18 protein-coding genes and 2 tRNA genes are annotated in these 17,738 nt (G+C 62.2%); 13 read left to right on the top strand and 7 right to left on the bottom strand.

Annotation, left to right across the window (positions count from 1 at the left end; translation table 11 throughout):
• Positions 1-24 precede the first annotated feature (24 nt).
• Positions 25-885, bottom strand: coding sequence for a helix-turn-helix domain-containing protein (locus tag OO25_RS14915; RefSeq protein WP_040173726.1), 861 nt, complete (start codon positions 883-885; stop codon positions 25-27).
• A 109-nt stretch (positions 886-994) separates the two neighbouring features.
• Here OO25_RS14915 and OO25_RS14910 point away from each other — a divergent pair, with 109 nt between their 5' ends.
• The 3 genes from OO25_RS14910 to OO25_RS14900 are packed head-to-tail and all read left to right on the top strand — an operon-like array spanning position 995 to position 3,070.
• A complete protein-coding gene (locus OO25_RS14910) occupies positions 995-1,201 on the top strand; it encodes a DUF2061 domain-containing protein (RefSeq protein WP_040173725.1) in 207 nt (68 codons plus the stop codon).
• Positions 1,194-2,150 carry a fatty acid desaturase gene (locus OO25_RS14905; RefSeq protein WP_040180902.1) on the top strand — a complete coding sequence of 319 codons (957 nt, stop codon included), beginning with the start codon at positions 1,194-1,196 and terminating at the stop codon, positions 2,148-2,150. The genes OO25_RS14910 and OO25_RS14905 overlap by 8 nt, the downstream gene beginning before the upstream one ends.
• 17 nt (positions 2,151-2,167) lie before the next feature.
• Complete coding sequence (locus OO25_RS14900) at positions 2,168-3,070, top strand: DMT family transporter (protein ID WP_040180900.1); 903 nt, start codon at positions 2,168-2,170, stop codon at positions 3,068-3,070.
• Positions 3,071-3,099: 29 nt separating this feature from the next.
• Here the strand turns inward: OO25_RS14900 and OO25_RS14895 are convergent, their stop codons facing one another.
• Positions 3,100-3,867, bottom strand: coding sequence for an NUDIX hydrolase (locus tag OO25_RS14895; RefSeq protein ID WP_040180899.1), 768 nt, complete (start codon positions 3,865-3,867; stop codon positions 3,100-3,102).
• A 27-nt stretch (positions 3,868-3,894) separates the two neighbouring features.
• Positions 3,895-4,311 (bottom strand): DUF983 domain-containing protein, encoded by a 417-nt coding sequence (locus OO25_RS14890; protein ID WP_040180898.1) that lies wholly within the window; start codon positions 4,309-4,311, stop codon positions 3,895-3,897.
• A gap of 256 nt (positions 4,312-4,567) precedes the next feature.
• Here OO25_RS14890 and OO25_RS14885 point away from each other — a divergent pair, with 256 nt between their 5' ends.
• From OO25_RS14885 to OO25_RS14870, 4 genes are read left to right on the top strand one after another with little or no spacing between them, the layout of a single operon-like run.
• Positions 4,568-5,071: an EF-hand domain-containing protein gene (locus OO25_RS14885; protein WP_040173712.1), complete on the top strand. Its 504-nt coding sequence runs from the start codon at positions 4,568-4,570 to the stop codon at positions 5,069-5,071.
• A gap of 13 nt (positions 5,072-5,084) precedes the next feature.
• Positions 5,085-5,744 (top strand): RNA polymerase sigma factor, encoded by a 660-nt coding sequence (locus OO25_RS14880; RefSeq protein WP_040173709.1) that lies wholly within the window; start codon positions 5,085-5,087, stop codon positions 5,742-5,744.
• Complete coding sequence (locus tag OO25_RS14875; protein ID WP_040181012.1) at positions 5,737-6,213, top strand: hypothetical protein; 477 nt, start codon at positions 5,737-5,739, stop codon at positions 6,211-6,213. The genes OO25_RS14880 and OO25_RS14875 overlap by 8 nt, the downstream gene beginning before the upstream one ends.
• Positions 6,210-6,689, top strand: coding sequence for a periplasmic heavy metal sensor (locus OO25_RS14870; RefSeq protein WP_040180896.1), 480 nt, complete (start codon positions 6,210-6,212; stop codon positions 6,687-6,689). The genes OO25_RS14875 and OO25_RS14870 overlap by 4 nt, the downstream gene beginning before the upstream one ends.
• 260 nt (positions 6,690-6,949) lie before the next feature.
• Here the strand turns inward: OO25_RS14870 and OO25_RS14865 are convergent, their stop codons facing one another.
• On the bottom strand, positions 6,950-8,380 hold the full coding sequence (locus OO25_RS14865; protein WP_040180895.1) for a diguanylate cyclase domain-containing protein: 1,431 nt from the start codon (positions 8,378-8,380) through the stop codon (positions 6,950-6,952).
• A gap of 115 nt (positions 8,381-8,495) precedes the next feature.
• Between OO25_RS14865 and OO25_RS14860 the strand changes: the two genes are divergently transcribed.
• The 6 genes from OO25_RS14860 (at position 8,496) to OO25_RS14835 (ending at position 15,056) form a co-directional block, all read left to right on the top strand.
• A complete protein-coding gene (locus tag OO25_RS14860) occupies positions 8,496-8,780 on the top strand; it encodes a DUF3572 domain-containing protein (protein WP_027247729.1) in 285 nt (94 codons plus the stop codon).
• A 236-nt stretch (positions 8,781-9,016) separates the two neighbouring features.
• Positions 9,017-9,706, top strand: coding sequence for an HAD family hydrolase (locus OO25_RS14855; protein ID WP_040173700.1), 690 nt, complete (start codon positions 9,017-9,019; stop codon positions 9,704-9,706).
• Between the two features lie 220 nt (positions 9,707-9,926).
• Positions 9,927-11,486, top strand: a complete 1,560-nt coding sequence (locus OO25_RS14850) for a trimethylamine methyltransferase family protein (protein WP_040181011.1) — start codon at positions 9,927-9,929, stop codon at positions 11,484-11,486.
• A 93-nt stretch (positions 11,487-11,579) separates the two neighbouring features.
• Positions 11,580-13,376 carry a DUF4153 domain-containing protein gene (locus OO25_RS14845; RefSeq protein WP_040180894.1) on the top strand — a complete coding sequence of 599 codons (1,797 nt, stop codon included), beginning with the start codon at positions 11,580-11,582 and terminating at the stop codon, positions 13,374-13,376.
• Positions 13,377-13,464: 88 nt separating this feature from the next.
• Positions 13,465-14,052 carry a heme NO-binding domain-containing protein gene (locus tag OO25_RS14840; RefSeq protein WP_040173694.1) on the top strand — a complete coding sequence of 196 codons (588 nt, stop codon included), beginning with the start codon at positions 13,465-13,467 and terminating at the stop codon, positions 14,050-14,052.
• The gene (locus tag OO25_RS14835; RefSeq protein ID WP_040173850.1) at positions 14,052-15,056 is read left to right on the top strand and encodes a GGDEF domain-containing protein; all 1,005 of its coding nucleotides are present in this window, start codon (positions 14,052-14,054) and stop codon (positions 15,054-15,056) included. The genes OO25_RS14840 and OO25_RS14835 overlap by 1 nt, the downstream gene beginning before the upstream one ends.
• Positions 15,057-15,322: 266 nt before the next feature.
• Here OO25_RS14835 and OO25_RS14830 read toward each other — a convergent pair.
• The 3 genes from OO25_RS14830 to recJ form a co-directional block, all read right to left on the bottom strand.
• A tRNA-Glu gene (locus OO25_RS14830) sits at positions 15,323-15,397 on the bottom strand.
• A gap of 348 nt (positions 15,398-15,745) precedes the next feature.
• Positions 15,746-15,820 (bottom strand) — tRNA-Glu (locus OO25_RS14825).
• Between the two features lie 146 nt (positions 15,821-15,966).
• On the bottom strand, positions 15,967-17,709 hold the full coding sequence (recJ, locus tag OO25_RS14820; RefSeq protein WP_040173692.1) for a single-stranded-DNA-specific exonuclease RecJ: 1,743 nt from the start codon (positions 17,707-17,709) through the stop codon (positions 15,967-15,969).
• Between the last annotated feature and the right edge of the window lie 29 nt (positions 17,710-17,738).

The raw sequence follows: 17,738 nt of genomic DNA, 5'->3' as shown, positions 1-17,738 counted from the left end.
GCACAGGCGGCCCGGCCGCAGCCTTCAGGCAATCGCCGCCCTGAGCGCCCTCAGTCGTCCCGGCAGTTGCCGCGCAGTGATATCCGCCTCGCGCACCAGATTGTCGAAATGGCTGGTGAAAGTGGCGATCCGCTCCTTGTCGCGGAAGGCGAGGTAATGTGAGCCTGCATAAAACACGCATAAAAGCGGGCCGAAAATGGTGATCGGTGAGGAATAGAGCCGCTTGGCATCGAACAGATAGATACGCAGGCGGGGGTACAGCTGTTCGGCGAGGCGTTCGAACTGGGTGAGCTGCTCCAGTCGGATCTCAAGCGGCAGGCCTTCGTAATAGCCTGCGCCCTGGGCAAAGCTGTCCAGCTCATAGATTGGCAGCGCGATTTCATAGTCTGACGCAGATTGGCGCATCCAGGTCAGGCGATCCTCGGAGGCACCGATGGCCTGATCCGCGGTGCGGCCCAGATGCGGCGCAAATTCCCATTCCAGCAGCGCGCGGGTTTTCAGCATGTCGGGCAGGGCGGCAGGGACGTGGCGGATTTTGTAGCCCTGTGCCTCCTGATGCCAGTCAAAGATCCGTTCATCCACCAAGGCGCGGGGCGCCTTCGTCATCGACAGGCTTGCGGCGACCAGATCGGCAGCATTTTCCGGCCGGTCCGACAGGCTCAGGAGCCAGTCCGCCGAGACCCCAAGCGCCCCGGCGCAGGCGCCGACCACATGGGCGTTGGGCAGCCGAGCCCCGGCATCAGTCAGAAGCTGTGAGATGGTTGAGCGATCCACCCCAACGGCGCGGGCGAGCGCGCTTTGGCTGAGGCCGCTGTCGCTGAGCGCGCGGTTGAGCCGGGTGCGAAACTGCTCCGCGCGCAGGCGTTTGTCCATAATATCAATCATGTGATGATTTTTATCACGATTGCAGAATTTTGTTAATCATATTCGGAATTCTGCATCGCCCGGCATCCGTGTAGGCCAGAGGAAAGGTAAGAAAAACAGGAGGCTGCAGATGGATACAGGGGCGCGATCAGTGGTGAAGGCGGTGATCTGGAACCTGCTGGGACTGGCGATGATGGCGGGGATTGGCTGGCTGCTGACCGGGTCGCTTGCACTTGGCGGGACGCTGGCGCTGGTCAATACCTGCGTCGGCTTCTTGTCTTACCTGCTTTATGAGCGGATCTGGGCCGGGGTGCGCTGGGGGCGGCGTCATGTCTGATCCGCAGGTCAGCCCTCAGGTGCCAAGCCAGCGCGCCATGCTGGACCGTGTGCAGCTGCAATTGGGGCGTGTCGAATGGGGCACGCTGGCGCTGATACTGGGGTGTTATGCGGCCTGGGGGGCGGCGCTGGCATGGCTGCCGTTGGTCTCTGTCTGGCTGGCAGTGCCGGTTCTGGCCAGTCTGATCACGCTTCAGTCCTCGCTCAGCCATGAGGCGTTGCATGGCCATCCGTTCCGGCTGCGTGTCCTGAATGAGGCCTTGATGTTTCTGCCGCTCAATCTGGCGGTGCCCTATGGCCGGTTTCGGGACACCCATCTAGCCCATCACCATGACGAGCAGTTGACCGACCCCTATGATGACCCTGAGACAAATTATCTGGATCCGGCGCAGTGGCGCCGGATGGGAGCCGCGCAGCGGGGTCTTTTGTGGTTCAACAATACGCTGGCGGGGCGGGTGCTGCTGGGGCCGCTGCTGGGGCAGATCCGTTTTATGGCCGAAGACTGGCGGCTGATCCGTGGCGGCGATGAGGCGGTGCTGCGCGACTGGTTGCTGCATCTTCTCGGCGCGGGGCTGACGCTGTGGCTGGTGGCGCAGAGCGCGCTGCCGTTCTGGGCATACCTTTTGGCGGCCTATCTGGGGCTGGCGATCTTGAAGATCCGCACCTTCCTAGAGCATCGCGCCCATCTTGATCCGGCGGCGCGCACGGTGATTATCGAGCGCGGCGGTCTCCTTGGATTTTTGTTTCTGAACAATCACCTTCATGTGGTGCATCATTGCCATCCGGGGGTGCCCTGGCACGCGTTGCCACGCCTCTACCGGGACCGGCGGGGGCAGTTTTTGGCCCGCAATAGCGGCTACGCCTACCCCTCATATGGTGTGGTCCTGCGCCGCTATGCCCTGCGGGCAAAGGACCCGGTTGCACATCCGATCTGGTCAGAGCCGCAATAGCCCCCCATAAGGGGCAGATGACCTTATGGATCCCCATCGCCATCGCGGCGGCCAGTTTTCAGACCGTCCGCTTTATGCTGCAAAAGGTGTTGAGCAGCGTCACACTGTCGACGGCGGGGGCGACGTTTTCGAGGTTTGTCTATTCCGCGCCGCTGATCTGGGCCGGGCTGCTGTCTTATCTGGCGCTATCGGGGCAGACGTTGCCCGCGCTCAGCGCCCGGTTCTGGATGTTCGCCACCATCGGCGGCACCGCGCAGATCCTGGCGACGGTCTGCGTGGTGGCGCTGTTCCGGCAACGCAATTTTGCGGTCGGGATTACGTTCAAGAAAACCGAGGTGATCCAGACCGCGCTGGTCGGGCTGGTGGTGCTGGGAGATCAGATCACCGCCCTTGGCTGGGTGGCGATTGTGATCGGCCTATGCGCGGTGCTGGTGCTGTCGAAGACACCGCAGAGCAAGGGGCCGTGGTGGCGGCATCTGTCCAGTCCGGCGTCGCTGTTGGGGCTGGGGTCGGGGGTGCTCTTTGCCTTCTCAGCGGTGAGTTATCGCGCCGCCTCGTTGGAACTGGATGCGCTGGCGCCAGCGTTTCGCGCCGGTGTGACGCTGGCCATCGTCGTGAGCTTGCAGACGCTGTTCATGCTGGTCTGGCTGAAGTGGCGGGAACCCGGCGAGATCGCACGGGTCTGGGCGGCGCGGCGGGTGGCGATCTGGGTCGGGCTGACCAGTATGGCGGGATCTTTCTGCTGGTTCTGGGCCTTCACCCTGCAGAACGCCGCCTATGTGAAGGCGCTGGGGCAGATTGAATTGCTGCTGTCGCTGCTGGCGTCGGTGCTGTTCTTCAAGGAGCAGATCACCCGCCGCGAGATTGTCGGCATGGGTTTGCTGATCCTGTCGATCCTCGCGCTGCTGCTGGCAATCTGAGAGGCCTGCGCTGCGGTTTTGGAGACTGGTCAGTCGTCCCTGGGCATCGGATAGCCCTTCAGACGCAGAAAATGGCTTGCCTCATCATCGTTGCGAAAGAACGGCACGCTTTCTGGCGGGCCGTCCTGGCGGATGCGTCTGGTGACCTCCGCCAGCACCACCTCGGTGATGAACGGCAGATCGTAGGTGCGGACCTGGCTGAGCGGGATCCATTGCAGATGCGACAGCTCATCCGAGGCGCGGGAAAAATCATCAATATCGCTGCTGATATGCGCCGCATCCACCAGAAAAAACCTAGCGTCGAACCGGCGCGGGCGGCCGGGCGGTGTGATGGCGCGAAAGACAAACTGCAGCGCCTCGGCGGTGGGCAGATGACCGGTGGCGGCGAAGTCGGCCCAGTCTGCCTCAGGCGTGGTGGCCCATGTGCCGGGCTGCCCGAGGATGAGGCCGGTTTCCTCCCATAATTCGCGAATGGCAGCGACAGCGAGGGCGTGATGCAGATCTGCGTCGGACTGCTCGGACAGGCGGTCCTGGCAGAGGGACGGCAGCGGGCTGGCAAGCGGCACATCGGAGTCCCCGGGATCAACAGCGCCGCCGGGAAACACCACCTTGTTGGGCATGAAGGCGGCGCGGGCGCCGCGCTGCCCCATCAGCACCTGAGGGTCATCGCCCATCCGGTCGCGCACCGCGATAATTGTCGCGGCATTGCGGATCGGAGTGGTGTCCCGGCGCGCGCTGGCGGCATCGGCATAGCCGGTGTCGATGGCTGCTTTGGCCGGGGTGGGCGATTTGCTCATGTCTGGGTCTTTCCTACCGCTGGCGGGTCAGCTCGCCTTGCCGAAGCCGTGCATCCTACGCGCCCATTGATAGGCGATCACGATCCCCTTCATCCGGGGCAGGAGAAACAGCGAGGACAGCAGGCAGCCCAGCGAAAACACGGTGAATGTGACCATAGGCTCAGGCCGCCAGTTGAAATAGACCACATGCAGGAGCGGGGCCATAATGTGGCCAACCAGCAGAATGGTCAGATACGCCGGACCGTCATCAGCGCGGGCGCTGGAGAGGTCGAGCCCGCAGTTGGAGCAGCTGTCGTTGACCTTCAGATATGAATGCAGCAACTTGCCTTCGCCGCAATTGGGGCATTTGCACCGCCAGCCGCGCAGCACGGCGGGCATGGTGGGGCGGTCTTCCTGAGTATCGGTTTTGAGATCGGCTGAAAGTGCCGCAGATGACTCGGTCATAACAAATCCTATCTTTTGCCCGCATATTTGAGCGCATCGGCCGCAAGTTTAAAGGGGCAGTCCGCCGGAGTGCGTCGGCATGCCGCAAGAGTGCGCCGTCCGCACTCATGGTGCAATGGACGAGTGAAACTGTGCAATGCGCTGGGTGAAAATTCTGCCGGGCTTTTGAAGTTTTTGCGACGGAACTCTGCCGGGGCTGCGTTTTGTTTCTGTGATCGGCAGCAACGGGCTGCCTGCTGCAAAAGGAACCGCAGACATGAAACATACCAAGTTTATTGCCGCCGTTATCGCTGTCGGAGCTGTCATCGGAGCCACAGGTGCGATTGCGAAGCCGGGTTTTGGCGGCAAGGGCGGTCATGGTCCGCGCATGAGCTTTGAAGAGATGGACACCAATGGCGATGGTCAGGTGACCAAGGCCGAGATGGACGGGCTGCGCGAGGCGCGTTTCGCTGCGGCGGACACCGATGGCGACGGTCAATTGACACTGGCAGAAATGGAAGCTGCGGCGCAGGCTCGGGCCAAAACTCGTGCGGCGACGATGCTGGAGCGGATGGATGCGGATAAGGATGGCGCGTTGAGCCTTGATGAACTGCCCAAACCACGCCGGATGGGAAAGATGTTTGACCGCGTGGACGCCAATGACGATGGTGCTATCAGCAAGGAAGAATTCGAGAGCGCGCGGGCGAAATTCCGGGGCCGTCATGGGGCCGGGCACAAACCGCGCGGGGATGTGCAAGACAGCGAGACGGAACAGAACTGATCCGATACGACAGATGCATATGTCTGCCAATACTGTGGAGCGGGCCCCGGAGCAGGGCCCGCTGATGCCGCCGCCTGACACCCCGGCGACGCCACAGGCGGAGGTTGTGGAGGATCCGGATGGGGCAGTGCTGATCCGCTTTGCCGCTGGTGATCCGGAGGCGGCGGGTGTGCTGACGGCGCGGTTGGCGCCCCGGGCGCTGGGTGTTGCGATGCGGGTTCTGGGCAACCGCGCGGAGGCTGAGGATATTACGCAGGAGGCGATGGTGCGGCTGTGGCGGCAGGCGGAACATTGGGAGCCGGGGCGCGCCCGGCTGTCGACCTGGCTCTACCGGGTGGTGATGAACCTCTGTATTGATCACAAGCGCCGATTGCGGGGTGGACATGTGGATCTGGACGCCATCCCCGACCCGCCGGACCCTGCGAAATCTGCGGCGGAGCAGATGCAGGACGGGGCGCGGCAGGACGCGCTGCAGGCTGCGCTCATGCAATTGCCGGAGCGTCAGCGGCAGGCGGTGGTGCTGCGTCATATCGAAGATCTGGCGAACCCGGAGATTGCCGGGATCATGGACATCAGCGTCGAGGCGGTCGAAAGTCTGACCGCGCGGGGCAAGCGGGCGCTGGCGGCAATCCTGGCCGGGCGCCGGGCCGAACTGGGGTATAATGATGGTTGATAAAACTGGAAAAACCGCGCCCACACAGACGGGCGCTGATGCTGAGGATAGGTTGGATCCGGCGGATCTTGCCGCGGCCGAGCTGGCGCTTGATGGTCTTTTTGCCAGCGCGCGGACCGCCGCCCCGGTCCCCCTTCCTGAGGGGGTGGAGCAGGCGATTCTGAGTGAGGCTGCGGCGACGCAGGCGGCGATCCTGACGCGTCAGGCGCTGGCATCAGATCTGGCGTCGCAGTCAGCCGAAGCGCGCAGCGGGGTGTTTGCCGGGATGCGGGAGCTGTTGGCGGGGCTGGGCGGATGGCCAGCCCTTGGCGGATTGGCCACGGCCAGCGCTGCTGGGCTGTGGATCGGGTTGGCGCCACCTGCGTTTCTGCCTGACCCGGTAAGCCTTGCCGGGATCGAGCTGAGCGAAGACAGCCTGCCTGAAGACAGCTACGACTTGGCCGTGGTGCTGAGCGAGGAGTTGGAATGACAAACGAGACCCGCAAATCCAAACCCGGCCGCCGTCTGCGCTGGCTGTTGATGGCGTCGCTGGCGCTGAACCTTGCGGTGGTTGGCGTCGTTGCTGGGGCGGCGTGGCGGTTTAACGACCACAAACGAGGTGCCGGAATGCCACCTCCGGTCGGGGCGATGCTGTTTCGGGATCTGGAGGCTGAGACCCGGCGCAGCCTTCGCAGCACGGCTGAAGGCGAGCATGGCAGCTACAAGGGCCGGCGACGTGCGGAAGGCGGCAAGGTTGTTGAACTGTTGCGGGCCAGCCCCTTTGATGCGAAGGCCTTGGGCGGGATGCTGGAGGCGCAGGCCACACGGCGACATAATTTCCAGCGCTCCGTTCAGTCGGCCTGGCTGGATCAGATCGTTGCCATGACTGCGGAGGAGCGGGCGGCCTATGCGGACCGTCTGGAGCAGCGTATCCGGCACCCGAAGCGGCGCAGCTGGCGGCACTGAGCGGGGGAACCGGTCGTGACGCGGCATTGATGATTGGTCAGCCGGGGCAAAGACGATCTGAAATACCAAACGGGGCAGTGAGAGGATCGCTGCCCCGTTTCATATTTCTGGACCAAATGGCTGCTCGGCCGGTCCTGCCTGTAGTTGCGCCAGTTGCCTGCCGGGTTGTCCCGATCTGTGGCAGCTGGTGCCCGGTGACACTGTCCCGTGTCAGCTGGTTTTTGTCCGCGCCGTCGACGGCGCGTGCCGGACGGTTGTTGTCAGGCAGCAAGGTCTGCCAGAGAGACCTGATTGCGGCCGGCATGTTTGGCTGCATAGAGTGCGCGGTCGGCATTGGTGATCAGCGCGCTGACAGCGCTGTCGCAATCCTGTGGCCCGCCTTCGGTGCCATCGCACTGATCCCTGGACGCGACGCGGCCACCGATGACAACACCGATACTGATTGTCACATAGATCGGAGCATCAACGCCGGGGATGTGGAACGGCTTGCTGTTGATCCGGTTGCAGAGATCACTGGCCGCAGCTTCAGCCATTGCATCGCCGATCGCAGGCATCACAATCATGAATTCTTCGCCACCGACGCGGGCCAGCAGATCGGTCGGGCGTAGCGCGGTTTGCAGGCGCTTGGCCGCTTCGATCAGCACTGCATCGCCCACCGGGTGGCCGTAGAGATCGTTGATCTGCTTGAAATGGTCGAGGTCGGCCAGCATCACGGCAAATGTTTCGCCGGTCTTGGCGGAAGTGCTGGCAACGCGCTCAAGGAAGGGTTTGGCGTAACGGCGGTTGAAGAGGCCGGTCATCGGGTCCTCAACAGCGGCGCGCAGCCCGTTACGGACCGTGTCGCGCAGCTTGTCGATGCGCGCCTTATTGCGCAATTGGGTATCGAGCCGCAGCGCCAGTTCCGCGACGTCGAAACCAGACTGAAGCACATCATGTGCCCCCCGGTCCAATGCTTCGGCGGCGATGGCGGGGTCTGCGGGGTGGACCACGGCGATCACCACGGATTTGCGGGTAGCGGCACGCGCACGCAGATCGGCCAGCAGGCGTAGCCCCTGCGCCAGGGTGTTGCGCCCCAGTTCAATCACGATGGCATCAGGCACGGGTTCACGCATCAGCGGGTGCACCGCAGTGAACTGATGGTTGCACAACCGATAGGGCACACGAGGTGCGAGCCGGGCTTGCCAGTAGATGCCGGTAGCGGGCTGTTCGGTCACTAGTGCAACCTGCACCCCGTTCAGGCTTGCGCTGATGTGTGGACTGGTGAGGGGCAGGGCGTAGCCATGGGTGTTGCCACGCTGCAAGTTCAGCTCTTCTTGGGTGCTGCTGGCGCGCAGCAGGCTGCGGATCCGCGCCTGCAACATGGTGTCATCCAGCGGCTGCAACAATACATCATCTATCCCTGCGCTGAGTGCGGCGAGACGGCGGTCGGCGTCGCTGTCGTGATCAATTGCGATCATCGGAATATCGGCTAGCTGGTCGTCAGCGGCCAGCGCCTGTTTCACGGCGACCGCGTCGCCATCGGGCAGGGACATGGCGCTGAGGATCAGATCGGGGCGGCAACGCAGGGCGGTTTTGGCAATATCGGCAACAGTTTCGGCCTGAACCACCCGGTAATAGGCGGCGGACAGCTGAACCTTCAGCATGATCCGGTTGGTCGCAACACCGTCGATAATAAGGATAGTGCCCTGCACGTGGTGCCCTTTCGCCCCTTGCGTTGGAATTGCCTCAAGTTTTAATGAGACTGGTTAATAAACCCTTTCGTATTTTCACCAATTTGACCGAGAAGTGTCAGGAATGTGTGCACATATGCTATTTTCCGCCGATGCAGCCGAGACTTTGGGCTTAAAGGCGCTTGCCTGGCTGGCAGGCAATGATGAGTTGCTGCCGGTTTTCCTGGGCGCAACCGGCGCGAGTGAGGCAGATCTGCGTGAGCAGGCGGCCAATCCCGAGTTTCTCGGCTCGGTTCTCGATTTTCTGACGATGGATGACGCCTGGGTCATGCAGTTCTGTGACAGCGCCGGGCTGGCCTATGATCAGCCGATGCAGGCGCGGATGGCGCTGCCGGGTGGGGCGCAGGTTCACTGGACCTGAGGTCTGAGAATGTGGCAGCGCTGATCGGTGGGCGCCATGGCGGCATTAAGGGGTGTGATTAACCTCTCTTACTGGGGCAGACGGGTCATGGCCACGGGCTGGCTGGTGCGGCAGGCTTCAATCGCCTATGTATCGGGGCGATGTCCCCGGTGGATCGGGGGCCACAGCCCCACGTCTGCCCCTTGCGCCTGAGGCCAGCGCGCTATGTCGGGTGGATGCCAGATCTAGGAGTGCCCATGCCCGTTGATGCCCTGCTGTTCGACAAGGACGGAACGCTGTTTGACTTTGCCGAGACCTGGAACCGCTGGACCGGCCGGTTGCTGGACCGGCTGGCGGAGGGCGAGGTGGACCGGTTGCAGGCAATGGCGGCGGCGATAGATTTTGACCTGGAGACGGGAAAGATCCTGCCCAGCAGCCTGGTGATTGCCTCCACCAACCGGCAGGTGGCGGAGGCACTGGCGCCGCATGTGCCACAGATGGATCTGGATCAGCTGGAACTCTACATGGCCGAAAGCGCCGGTGAGGCGGACCTGGCCGAGGCGGTGCCATTGGCGGCGTTTCTCGATGATCTGCTGGCGCGGGGCAAGGTGTTGGGGGTGATGACCAATGATGCGGAACTGTCTGCAAAATCCCAGCTCAGTCGCAGTGGAGTGCTGGATCGCTTTGCCTTTGTTGCCGGGTTTGACAGCGGCCATGGGGCAAAGCCGGACGCGGATCCGCTGCTGGCCTTCTGTGCCGCCACCGGTATCGCGCCGGAGCGCACCGCCATGGTGGGCGACAGCCTGCATGATCTGGAGGCCGGATTGGCGGCGGGGATGCAGCGGATCGGGGTGCTGACCGGTCTGGCCGGGGCGGCGGATCTGGAAGCCCATGCGGATGTGGTTCTGCCCGATATCGGCCATATCCCCGGTTGGCTGGATCGCTGACCGTGTCGCCGGCAGCGGTTTGGCAGCTGTCGGATCAGGCGAACTGGACACATATGCCCAGAAATATGTGATCTGACCGGGGTTGGCGCTGAAAAGCGACCAAACCTGTCGGGAACAGGCATTCGGACCGCGCCTGAACAGGGCCTGCTGAGGCTATGAGCCAATGGTCGGGCGCCCCATGGGTGGTCGCACCGATCAGCTGACAGCAGGGAGGGCCGCCATGACAACCGAGACACGAGCCCGAAAACGCGGTGGCGGACGCGCTGGCGCGGCGGCCCGGCGCGGGGATGCGGTTATTGAGCAAATGCCATGGTCGGTGCCGCGCAACATTGATCGCCCGATTGAGCCGCTTGGCCCCGAGGGCGTTGCGGCCATTCACGATGGGGCGATGCGGATCCTCGAAGAAATCGGCATTGTGTTCCTCAATGATGAGGCGCTTGAGATCTTCAAGGAGGCGGGCTGCAAGGTCGTGGGTGACCGGGTGCATCTGGACCGGGAGTTCGTGATGGAGATGGTTGCCAAGGCGCCATCGGAATTCACCATCACGCCGCGCAATCCTGACCGAACCCTGCCGGTGGGGGGCAATCATATCCTGTTCGGCAATGTGTCTTCACCGCCGAACTACTGGGATATGTCGCTGAATGCGAAGGTCGCGGGCACCCGTGAGCAATGCCAGAACCTGCTGAAGCTGACCCAGTATTTCAACTGCATCCATTTTGCCGGGGGGTATCCGGTGGAGCCGGTGGATATTCATGCCTCGGTCCGGCATCTGGATGTGCTTTATGACAAGCTGACCCTCACCGATAAGGCGATGCACGCCTACAGCTTGGGCAAGGAGCGGGTCGAGGATGTGATGGAGATGGTGCGGATCGCAGGCGGGCTTACTCATGAGGAGTTCGAGGCCCGACCGCATATGTATACCAACATCAACTCCACCTCGCCGCTGAAACATGACCAGCCGATGATTGACGGTTGCCTGCGACTGGCACGGCGGGGGCAGGCGATTGTGGTCACGCCCTTTACGCTGGCCGGCGCGATGGCACCGGTGACCATGTCGGGGGCTGTGGCGCAGTCTATTGCCGAATCTCTCTCGGCGATTGCGCTGTTTCAATATGTACGCCCCGGCACGCCCTGTGTGATCGGCACCTTCACCTCCAATGTGGATATGAAATCCGGTGCCCCGGCTTTCGGCACACCGGAATATATGCGCTCGACCCAGATGACCGGGCAGATGGCGCGCTATTATGGTCTTCCGATGCGATCCTCGGGTGTCTGTGCGGCCAATGTGCCGGATGGGCAGGCGATGTGGGAGACCTCCAATTCGCTCTGGGCGGCCGTGCAGTCGGGCACCAATATGGTCTATCACGCGGCGGGATGGCTGGAAGGCGGGCTGATCGCCAGCCCCGAGAAATTCATCATGGATTGCGAGATTCTCCAGCAGATCCAGCGCTATATGCAGCCGGAGGTCATTGGCACGGGCCCCGAGGATATCGCGCTGGAGGCCATTCGCGAGGTTGGTAACGACGGACATTTCTTTGGTATTCAGCACACGCAGGACCGCTATAGCACCGCGTTTTATCAACCCTACCTCAGCGATTGGCGCAATTATGAGGCCTGGGAGGCGGCGGGTGCGGTTTGGACACCGGAACGGGCGCATAATCTGTTCAAGGAGATCATTGCCCGATTTGAAGCGCCACCGCTGGATGTCGCCCGGCGAGAGGCGTTGGAGGACTTTGTCGCACGCCGGAAATCCGAGGGAGGTGCCCCAACCGATTTCTAACGCCGGTTGAGGGGAAGTTTCGCGCGTTCAGACCTCTGCCATTATTTTGTGCAAGTGTATAAGTCAGGCCGATCTAACGAGAGAATCGCCGCCATGACTGACTTGGATACTGCGACCGCTTTGCGCGCCCGTTTGCCTATGGTGGCTTTGGGCGCGGGTAGCGGATTCGCCATGTGGCTGCTGGCGCGGGACTGGCACCAGCCGGGTCTCTCTGAGAGCCTGTTTCTGGTGATGTTTGCCTTCCTGTCCAGTTTCTGCGGCGCATCACTGGCGATGATCGGGCCGCTGTCGCTGTTGCGTGCGTTGCGCGGGGCGCTTTGGGTTGCGGTGCCGATGACCGCGCTGATGCTTCTGGCGGCGTTGCGCTACCCGGTTGCGACCGATCTTTTACAGAACGAGGTGTTGGTGCTGATGGCGCTGGCGCTTGGCGCGATGGCCTGCCCTTTTGTGTTGCTGCGGCTGTCCACGCCCGACCGCTGGACCCGGTTTGCGGCGCTGTCTGCGGCGAGCTGGGGTATCGTGTTTCGCCTGGCCTGCGGGGTCGGGTTTGTCGCGGTCTTCTGGATTCTTGGTTTGTTGTCCAATGCCCTGCTGGATTTGGTCAACATCACCATTCTGGAAGACATCGCCGAGGTGGATTGGCTGGCGCTGACGCTGAGCGGCGCGGTCTTTGGTCTGGGCCTGGCGGTGGTGCAGGAGCTGGGGGGCGGTGGCGCGCCGCATCTTCTGTTTCGGTTGCTCAGCCTGCTGCTGATTCCTGTGCTGTTGGTTGTTGGCCTGTTTCTGGCCGCGATCCCGCTGCAGGGGTTGTCCAGCGCCTTTGGTCATCTGTCCTCGGCTGCGACGCTGATGGCGATGTCAGCGGTGATGATGACACTGGTCTGCGTCGCACTGACCCGGCAGGAGCAACCAAAGGGCGCAAATGGCATGGCGGCACGACTGCTGGCAATTGGTTTGATGCTGGTCACTGGTCTGGCAGCCTGGGCGGTCCTGATGCGGGTCTGGCAATATGGTTGGACGCCGGATCGCATCTATGCGCTGCTGTTTGCGATGACGTTACTGCTGCACGGGTTGGTCTATGCCGGCTGTGCGGCCATTGGAGGCGCGCGCTGGCCGGATCTGTTGCGGCGCGCCATTGTCGGCCTGGCGCTGATGACCGGTGCCACATTGGCGCTGGCCCTGACGCCGCTGGTGGATGCGGGGCGCATTGCGGCCAACAATCAGGTGGCGCGGGTGCTGGCGGGTGAGACAGAGGCAGCAGAGCTGCCCCTGTGGCAGATGGCCCATGATTGGGGGCAGGGCGGGCTTGACGCGCTGACACGGTTGGATGCCCACGCGGAAGAGACCGGGGATGCAGATCTCTCCAATCGCCTGCAGCTGGCGCGCAACGCGACGAGCCGTTGGCAGATGACGAAGGATATGGTGGATGTCACCGATGATCAGCGCAAGGAGCTGATTGAGCTGCTGCCCGTACAGCCCGCCGGAGCCACAGTGACTGCAGATGATTTCAGAGGGCTGAAGCGTTATCAGCTGCTGCGCTGGATTCGCGGTTGCAAGCGGCGGCTGCCGGATGGCAGCGCGGGCTGTGTGCTTATTCGCGGCGCGCTGGGAGCGACCTCAGACGAGGCGGCGGACCTGGCCTTGCTGCTCTTCAGAGAAGGGCGTGATGGGGCGCAGCTGGAAACCCTCGCCCTGCGGTTTGGCCCGGACGGTGCGGACATGCCGGGCCGTATAATTCTGGATCGCGGGCCACCGGCGCAGCAGCAGACAAAAGAGCAGGTCGAGGCCTTGCTGGCGGCGGCGCAGGCCGACCGTTTCGAGATATCTCCCGCGCGGCAGAATACGTTGAAACTGGGCGATCTGGAGGTATTGATACAGCGCCAACGTTGATCTGAGGGAAAACCGTAGCAATTTTAGTTGTTGGCCCTTTATTAACCAGGCTGGGCCAAAAGTAGAGACACGTAACAAGGGGCCAGTGATGCACGGTCTGATCAATAGGGCATTCCAGGCGTTTGTCAGCACCACCTTCGGGGAGGACAGCTGGCAGGCTATCATGGATTCGGCAGAGCTCGGCTTTAGCGAGTTCGAAGCCATGCTTACCTATACGGATGAACAATCCCAGATCATGTTGCGGACTGCAGAAGCTATTCTGAAACGCCCGCTGCCAGAAATGCTTGAGGATATGGGCACGTTTCTGGTGTCGAATCCGCAGTTGGAGGCCCTGCGCCGATTGCTGCGTTTTGGTGGGGTCAACTACGTGGAATTCCTGCATTCACTGGATGACCTGCCGGATCGCGCGCGGCTGGCTGTGGCCGATCTGAACCTGCCGGGGCTGGAACTGATTGAACAGGCGCCGGGGCAATTCGAATTGCATTGCCAGCCCGGTCTGCCGGGATACGCCCATGTACTGATGGGGGTCCTGAGGGCAATGGCGGATGACTACGGCGATCTGGTTTTCCTTGATCATTCAGGCACGCAGGACAACGCAGAGGTGATTGCAATCACCCTGGTTGAAACTGAATTTGCCGAAGGCCGTGCCTTCGACCTGGGGGCGCATTCACTATGATGATGAGCATGCGGGAAATCTCCTCCATCGCCAATGAAATCTGCCCGATGCATGTGGTCATTAACCATGAAGGGCGGATTACCGGTGTTGGTCCGACATTGCGCAAGCTGCGCCCGGATACCGAATGGCTTGGCAGCCGGTTCTTTCGGATCTTTGATCTCGCGCGGCCGCGTCGGGTCCGGTCCACTGAGGATTTGATCAAGACAGCCGGTGCGAAACTGCACCTCAATTTCCGCGATGCGCCGCAAACCGGCCTGAAAGGCGTGCTTGCCCCCTTCCCGGAGGGGAAGGGCGGGTTCATCAACCTGTCTTTTGGCATTTCCGTGCTAGAGGCGGTGAGGGATTATGATCTCACCAGTGCTGATTTTTCCCCGACGGATCTGACCATCGAAATGCTCTATCTCGTTGAGGCGAAATCCGCCGCGATGGAGGCGTCGCGCCAGCTTAACTTGCGCCTGCAGGGGGCAAAAATCGCCGCCGAGGAGCAAGCGTTTACAGATACGCTGACGGGTGTGAAGAACCGCCGCGCAATGGACCACATCCTGAACCGGCTGATCGCTTCCGGCCGGGATTTCTCCCTGATGCATGTGGATCTTGATTTCTTCAAAGAGGTCAATGACACGCTTGGTCATGCAGCAGGGGATACGGTGCTGCAACGGGTCGCCAAGCTGATGGTGCAATGCACCCGTCAGAATGACACGGTCGCGCGGGTCGGTGGGGATGAGTTTGTTCTTATCTTTGAGGGTCTTATCGACCGGATACAGCTCTCAGGTATTGCCCGTCGATTGATTTCCAGCATTGAGGAACCAATCCCTTTCGGTGATAAGACCTGCAAGATTTCAGCCAGCGCGGGCACCTCGCTCTCAGCCGCCTTTTCTGAAGGTCTGGATGCGGCAACGCTGCTCCACCAAGCGGATGTGGCGCTTTATGCCGCAAAGAATGCAGGCCGGGCGCGCCATTTCTTCTATCAGCCAGGTATGGAGGAGCAGGATCCCGAGGCGTAGCGCTGAACCATGCGCTGGTTTTGCGGCGCAGCTGGCGTCGTGGGGGGCTGTCTGATGCGCTGCTGGCTTGGTTTTATGACTGCATCCCCCGGAGCCGGGTTTGATCACGCCAGAGCGGAAATGCCGTTCGCCTGCAACAGGTTTTCTGCTGATTGACTGCGGGCAGGCCGTGGATTGGCCCTGGCAGTCAGACCTTTGCGCGGTCAGGCCACGCTTTGCGGATTGCACGCTGGTCGCTTGTGTCGCGCTATTCAGGGGAAACAGAGTGGCAGCCCGTAGGGGAATCGAACCCCTCTTTCCAGGTTGAAAACCTGGCGTCCTAACCGATAGACGAACGGGCCACTTGGTCTGTGAGGGCGTGTTTACTGAGTACATCGCCCCGGCGCAAGAGGGATTTTGACATCAGCGCGAGTTTTTTTTAACTCCGAGAGATAACCTGCAAGCCTCTGAAAAATATGGATATAAATGGGTGTGCTGGGTATGGTGTCTGGCAGCTCACGGCGATTGTCTGTTGGTGCGGCCCAAACCGCAGAAAGGGACGGTTGCAGGGCATCGCCGCCGATGAAACGAGCGCCAGTTGATCGGATGAGGTGATCGGATCTGTGCGGTGATGGCGGGCAGCTACACGTCAAACCCAGGCCACACTACGCAAGGAGCAAGTGATATATCAGGACTGTTGTGCGGAGAAGTGGCAGCCCGTAGGGGAATCGAACCCCTCTTTCCAGGTTGAAAACCTGGCGTCCTAACCGATAGACGAACGGGCCACTTGGTGTGAGCGGGTATTTAGTGTTTCGCGCCGGAACCCGCAAGCCAAAAAACACCAGTATCGCAATTTATTTTCCCCTGGGCGGAGGATGGTTATTCAAAGAGGGCAGGGCCCTTGTGTGCAGAGTTTTTTTCGCGGCCGATCTCAGGCCTCGGCGGCATCCTCCAGCCGCAGCTGTACGGACTGGCGGCCGCCCCAGGTATTGATTTCAAGCCGACCGGCAAAATGGAACCGCGCGCCACCATGGTCCAGCAGGCGCGGCCCCAGCGCGGTGTCAAAAGCGCCAAAGCAAATGGCATCGATCCCGCTGCTTAACCCGTCACTGAGCGAAAGTTTCAGGTGGCTTTCGCCAACCCGTTTGGCGAACCGCACCTGCAGGTCGGGAAAGCCGTAGCGGGGGGCGGGGGCGCCGGCGCCAAAGGGGCCCGCCTGTTCGATCTGCTCAATCAGCGGCACGGTGGCGGCGCCGGGCATCAGCATCCCGTCAAGCTTCAGATCGCTTGGTCCCAGATCGCCGGCCCCCTGTTTGGCCAAAAGGGCGCTGAGCCGCTCCATCGCCGGTTCCAGTTGGTCACGGGCCACGGTCAGTCCGGCGGCCATCTTGTGGCCGCCCCCTTTGATGAGCAGCCCTTCGGCGGCGGCCCGCTGGATGGAGGCGCCAAGATCAATGCCGCTTACGGAACGACCCGATCCCTTGCCCTCGTCGCCATCAAGGCCAATCACGATGGCGGGGCGGCCGGCGGCTTCTTTCAGGCGCGAGGCGACAATCCCGACAACGCCGGGGTGCCAGCCTTCGCCAGCGGCCCAGACCAGAGGGGCATCCAGACCGCGCGCCTCCGCCTGTTCCAGTGCGGCGGCGCGCACGGCGTTTTCGATATCGCGGCGCTCGGTGTTCAATTCATCCAGACGCGCGGCGATGGCCTCGGCCTCGGCTGGGTTGTTGGTGGCCAGCAGGCGCGCACCCAGATCAGCTTTGCCAATCCGCCCGCCCGCGTTGACCCGTGGCCCCAGCAGAAAGCCAAGGTGATAGGTGGAGGGGGCAGAATCCATGCGCGATACATCTGCCAGTGCCACCAGTCCGGGCCGCTGCCGGGCGGCCATCACCTTGAGGCCTTGCCGGACAAGCGCGCGGTTGGCCTCAATCAGCGGTGCCACATCGGCGACGGTGGCCAGGGCAACCAGATCCAGCAGCGCCATCAGATCAGGACCGGTGCCGAGCCCCTTGTCCCGCATTTGGCGGCGCAGTTCGACCAGCATCAGGAACACCACGCCGGCCGCACAGAAATAGCCCAAGTCGCCGTCCTCATCCTGGCGGTTGGGGTTCACCACTGCGACACAGTCGGGCAGGGTCTCTCCGCCCAGGTGGTGGTCGAGTACGATCACATCAGCGCCCTTGGCGGCGGCAATCGGACCATGAGACAGCGTGCCGCAATCGACGCAGACAATCAGATCGTGATCACGGGCCAGCGCGGCCATCGCCGCATCATTGGGGCCATAGCCCTCATCGATCCGGTCGGGCACATAGAGCGTGGCCCCAAGACCGACCTGATCAAGCCAGACCAGAAGCAGCGCTGCCGAGGAGCCGCCATCAACGTCATAATCGGCAAAGACCGCAATCCGCTCGCGCCGCTCCACCGCTTGCAGGAAACGGGCCGCGGCGGGTTCCATGTCCTTCATCCGGCGCGGATCGGGGAGCAGCTCTTTTAGTTGCGGTGTCAGAAATCCGCTGGCCTCATGGGCGGGCACGCCGCGCCGGGCCAGGACCTGACAGACGGCGGCGGGCAGGGTGGTCTGCTGTTCCATCATTTCGGCTGCGCGGGCAACCTCCACATCGGGGCCAATCCAGCGACGCCCGCTGAGCGAGGTCTCAACTCCCAGAAAGCTCATGTCTTCGTCCCTTTTCCGCGTGCCTGCCC

Origin of the sequence: Phaeobacter sp. S60 (assembly GCF_000826845.1) — a bacterium.
Taxonomy (GTDB): Bacteria; Pseudomonadota; Alphaproteobacteria; order Rhodobacterales; family Rhodobacteraceae; genus Phaeobacter; species Phaeobacter piscinae.
This window is presented reverse-complemented; position numbering and strand designations above follow the sequence as displayed.